Origin of the sequence: Burkholderia sp. Ac-20353, from assembly GCF_017104785.1 — a bacterium.
Lineage (GTDB): Bacteria > Pseudomonadota > Gammaproteobacteria > Burkholderiales > Burkholderiaceae > Burkholderia.
The window spans coordinates 1-4,031 of record NZ_JAAGPL010000370.1 but is presented as its reverse complement, the minus strand read 5'-3'; the positions used below and the strand labels follow the sequence as shown (position 1 = coordinate 4,031).

General features: G+C 68.9%; 5 protein-coding genes. 1 reads left to right on the top strand and 4 read right to left on the bottom strand.

The genetic code is table 11. From position 1 onward, the window contains the following. On the bottom strand, window positions 1-536 hold a 536-nt coding region (locus G3N94_RS40210), incomplete at its 3' end, for an MFS transporter (protein WP_346778775.1). A gap of 175 nt (window positions 537-711) precedes the next feature. Between G3N94_RS40210 and G3N94_RS40205 the strand changes: the two genes are divergently transcribed. After that, a complete protein-coding gene (locus G3N94_RS40205; RefSeq protein WP_205799737.1) occupies window positions 712-1,218 on the top strand; it encodes a MarR family transcriptional regulator in 507 nt (168 codons plus the stop codon). 188 nt (window positions 1,219-1,406) lie between these two features. Here the strand turns inward: G3N94_RS40205 and G3N94_RS40200 are convergent, their stop codons facing one another. From G3N94_RS40200 to G3N94_RS40190, 3 genes are all read right to left on the bottom strand, one after another. Continuing rightward, complete coding sequence (locus G3N94_RS40200; protein ID WP_205799736.1) at window positions 1,407-2,111, bottom strand: glutathione S-transferase N-terminal domain-containing protein; 705 nt, start codon at window positions 2,109-2,111, stop codon at window positions 1,407-1,409. A gap of 248 nt (window positions 2,112-2,359) precedes the next feature. Next, window positions 2,360-3,484, bottom strand: a complete 1,125-nt coding sequence (locus G3N94_RS40195; RefSeq protein ID WP_205799735.1) for a porin — start codon at window positions 3,482-3,484, stop codon at window positions 2,360-2,362. Between the two features lie 211 nt (window positions 3,485-3,695). After that, the coding region (locus tag G3N94_RS40190; protein ID WP_241022344.1) for a helix-turn-helix transcriptional regulator at window positions 3,696-4,031 on the bottom strand (336 nt) is incomplete at its 5' end.

The following is a 4,031-nucleotide window of genomic DNA, read 5'->3' as shown; positions in this document are numbered from 1 at the left end:
CACGCGAGTGCGGCCACGACCGCCGGCACGACCCAGCACGCGAGCGCCGCGAGCCAGCCCCAGCGTGTCGCGATGAGCGGCGCGGCCACGCTTGCGAGCACCGCGCCGCCCATGATCGACGTCGAGTAGACGCCCATCACGCCGCCGATGCGCGTCGCAAAGTTGGCCTTCACGAAGCCGGGCAGCAACGCCTGCACCATCGCAATGCCGACGCCCGCGCAGCACGCGCTCGCGAGCAGCAGCCACGCATGCTGCGCACCGACGCGCGCCGCGCACGCGAGCCCGATCAGCAAGATGCCGATTCCGACGCCGCCCACGATCCCGGGCGAGCGCTGCAGGCGGCGCGCGCACAGCGCGCCGAGCCCCATCAGCACGATCGGGATCGTCGTGAGCAGGCTCGCGGTGCTGTCGGCGATGCCGGTCGCGCGCTGGATCATGTCGAGCAGCGGGCCGACCGCCGCGAGCGCGGGGCGCAGGTTCAGCCCGACCAGTACGATGGCGGCGAGCCGCCATCCGGGTGTGTTGAAGCGATTCATCGTGTAGCCCTCGGTGTCGGGCGCGGCGCCGAATCGTGGCGCCGCGCGTTTTCGTGTAAATTGTCTCGACGTCAAGATAAATGCCGATTTATCTCGACGTCAAGATAACTTGTTCGCCGAGGAGGGTTAATAGATGGAGCCATCAAGGGATGGAGCCTCAAGGGATGGAACCTCAATGGATCGAGCCGCACAGGCAGTCGCGCAATGGCGCGACGAGCGTCCGGATCTCGACGCGTCGTCGATGCTCGTGATGGGGCGGCTGCAGGAGGCGGCGCTCGTGATCGCGCGCGACCGTCTCAATCCGCTGTTCGCGCGCTTCGGGATGCAGCCGGGGGAATTCGACGTGCTCGCGACGCTACGCCGAAGCGGCGCGCCGTTCGCGCTGACGCCGACCGCGCTGTACGACGCGCTGATGATGTCGTCGGGCGGCATGACCGCGCGCATCGACCGGCTGCAGAAGGCTGGGTGGGTCGAGCGCCGGCCGAATCCGGCTGACGGGCGCGGCACGCTCGTCGCGCTGACGGACGCGGGCCGTGCGCTGATCGACGACGCCGTGGTCGCGCATGTCGACAACCAGCGGGCGATGCTCGCGTCGCTGACCGACGCGGAGGAGGCGCAGCTCGCGCGGCTGCTCGGCAAGCTGCTGGCGGGATTGGGCGAGGCCGGCGGCGATCCCGACTAGGTCGGATGCAAGGCCGGGCGCGGCGGTGACTCGCGCTGCGATTCGGGAATTCGGGAAACGGCCGGCCAGACGAGCTGCGGGTGCGGTGGGACCGGCCGGTGCCGGTTCGCGGCGACGCAGGCCGCCCGCCGCGCGACGCGGCGGGTATGCGGTGGCCGGCGCGTCGAACGCGCGACCGGCCGTGCGGATCAGTCGCGCGCCGGGATATTGAGCCCGCGTGCGACAGCCGGGCGCGCAACGAACGCGTCGAGCGCGCGGGCGACGTGGCGGAACTCGCCGAAACCGACCAGATCGCCCGCTTCGTAGAAGCCGACGAGGTTGCGCACCCACGGGAAGATCGCGATGTCGGCGATCGTGTACGTGTCGCCCATCATCCACTTGCGCTCAGCGAGGTGCGCGTCGAGCACGCCGAGCAGGCGCTTCGACTCGGCGACGTAGCGGTCGCGCGGACGCTTGTCCTCGTAGTCGCGGCCCGCGAACTTGTGGAAGAAGCCGACCTGGCCGAACATCGGGCCGATGCCGCCCATCTGGAACATCACCCACTGGATCGTCTCGTAGCGGCCCGCGAGATCCTTCGGGATCAGCTGGCCCGTCTTGTCGGCGAGGTAGATCAGGATCGCGCCGGATTCGAACAGCGCGAGCGGCTTGCCGTCCGGGCCGTTCGGGTCGACGATCGCCGGGATCTTGTTGTTCGGGTTCAGCGACAGGAAGGCCGGCGAAAGCTGGTCGTTCGTGTCGAAGCGCACGAGATGCGGCTCGTACGGCAGGCCGGTTTCCTCGAGCATGATCGACACCTTGACGCCGTTCGGCGTCGGCAGCGAGTACAGCTGCAGGCGGTCGGGATGCTGGGCCGGCCATTTTTGCGTGATCGGAAAGGCGGACAGATCGGGCATGGAAGATTCGCTCGTCGGGTGGATCATCCGCGATCCGCCGTGCCGCGGGCGTGACGCGCCCGTCCGCGACAACGGAACGGGCAGTCATGCCGGCCGGCACGGCGGGGCGCGCCAAGCCGGCCACTGTAGCCGATCTGCGCAATCGGTGCAGCCGGCGGGCGTCAGGGCTTGCTTGCCGTAAGCTTCGCTGACGGCCGGGCGTCCCCAGCTACGCGCCCCGGCTAGGCGCCCCCGGCTAGGCGCCCCCCTCAAAAGTTATGCCGGATCCCGATCATCGCGGCCGTCGTGCCGGCCCCCGGCGCGACCGGCTGCCCGTACGCGAGCATCTGGTCCATCGTGCCGCGGTTGTTCACGTGGCCGACCTGCGCATAGACCATCGTGCGCTTCGACAGGCTATAGTCGGCCGCGAGCACGACCGACGTCGATTTGTTCGCCGAACGATTGCGGTCCTTCAGGTAGTACACGGCCGACGTGACCTGCAGCGCGGGCGTGAAGCGATAGCCGACACCGGCCGATATCATGTCGAAATTCGCCTGGTCCGAGTGCGCGGGATTCTTGCCGTTCCCGTACGATGCGGATACCGAGAAATCGTGGATCGTGTACTTCGCGCCGAAGTACATGAAGCGGTTGTTGTTCACGCCGGTCGGCGTCGAGCCGGGCGCCGGGTTCGCATCGTGGCCGTTGTAGTAGACGGCCGCCGCATTCAGTCCATAGTTCGAGTACTTGAGCACGACCGACTCGCGCGTGCCGCCCTGGATCTGCCCGGCGACGCCGCCCGGCGCATATTCGAGCGCGACCGACACGCCGCCGAACGTCGGCGACTGGTAGACGAGCGCATTGCTGTCGTACAGCGCGCCGATCGCGCCGTTGGTGCTCGTGCCGGGCCAGCCCGCCGCGGTGTTGATGCCGAGCCACGCGGTCAGCGCGCTGCCGAAGAACTCCGCGTTGCGCACATCGGTATCGGCGATCGCATAGATCATCGGCACGATCTGGCGGCCCGCGGTAAAGGTGCCGAACGGGCCCGACACGCCAACCGACGCGACCTGGTTGAAGATCGCGACCGCGCCCGGCGTGTCGCTCAGCTGGAGCTTGCCGGTGCCGCTGTCGAACGAGCCCTGCAGCTTGAAATTGATCGCATACCCGCCGCCGATGTCCTCGCGGCCCTTGATCCCCCAGAAGCTCGAATAGATCCCGCCGTCCTTCATCCGGAACACCTTGCCGGTGTTCGGCGCGGTGGGGCTGAACGACGCGGCCGACGTGCTCTGGTACAGCATGCCCGTATCGACCACGCCGTACAGCGTGACGGAGGATTGCGCGTGCGCGGCTGCCGAACAGGCGGCAAGCGCGGCGAGCGCGACCAGTTTCGTCTTCATCGAAGTCTCCATGTTGGTGTGATGGCCGGGCGGGAGCGAGCCTGCCCGGTTCAAGCGGGGGAAATCGTCAGGCGACGCGCGCCGACGTCGCGGGCGACGTCGGGTTGCGTCATGCGGAAAGACTACGCAACGGCGCGCGGCCGCTCCCCCCCACGCGCGGGGGGCAGGGTTACGGAGAGTCGACGGGGGAAAGGGGGGCTACTGCGGGGCGCTACTGCGCGCTTTCGAGGAGGCCGAGCACCAGCGCGCGGCGCACCGCATGCTTGCGCGAACTCGCGTCGAGCTTGCCGAACAGGTTCTTCAGGTGCCATTTCACGGTTTCCTCGCCGACGGCGAGCGCGACTGCGATTTCCTTGTTCGACAGGTTGCGCGCGAGCAATTCGAGAATCGCGCGCTCCTTCGGCGTCAGCACGACGCTCGGCACCGCGCGCGGTCCGGCGGCGCTGCGCGGCGCGGGCGGTACGACGCGCGGCAGCGGCAGCGCATGACGCGTCTGGCCTGACTGGCCCGCGCCAGCGGCATCCTCGTCGCTGACCCGGCGCGCCCA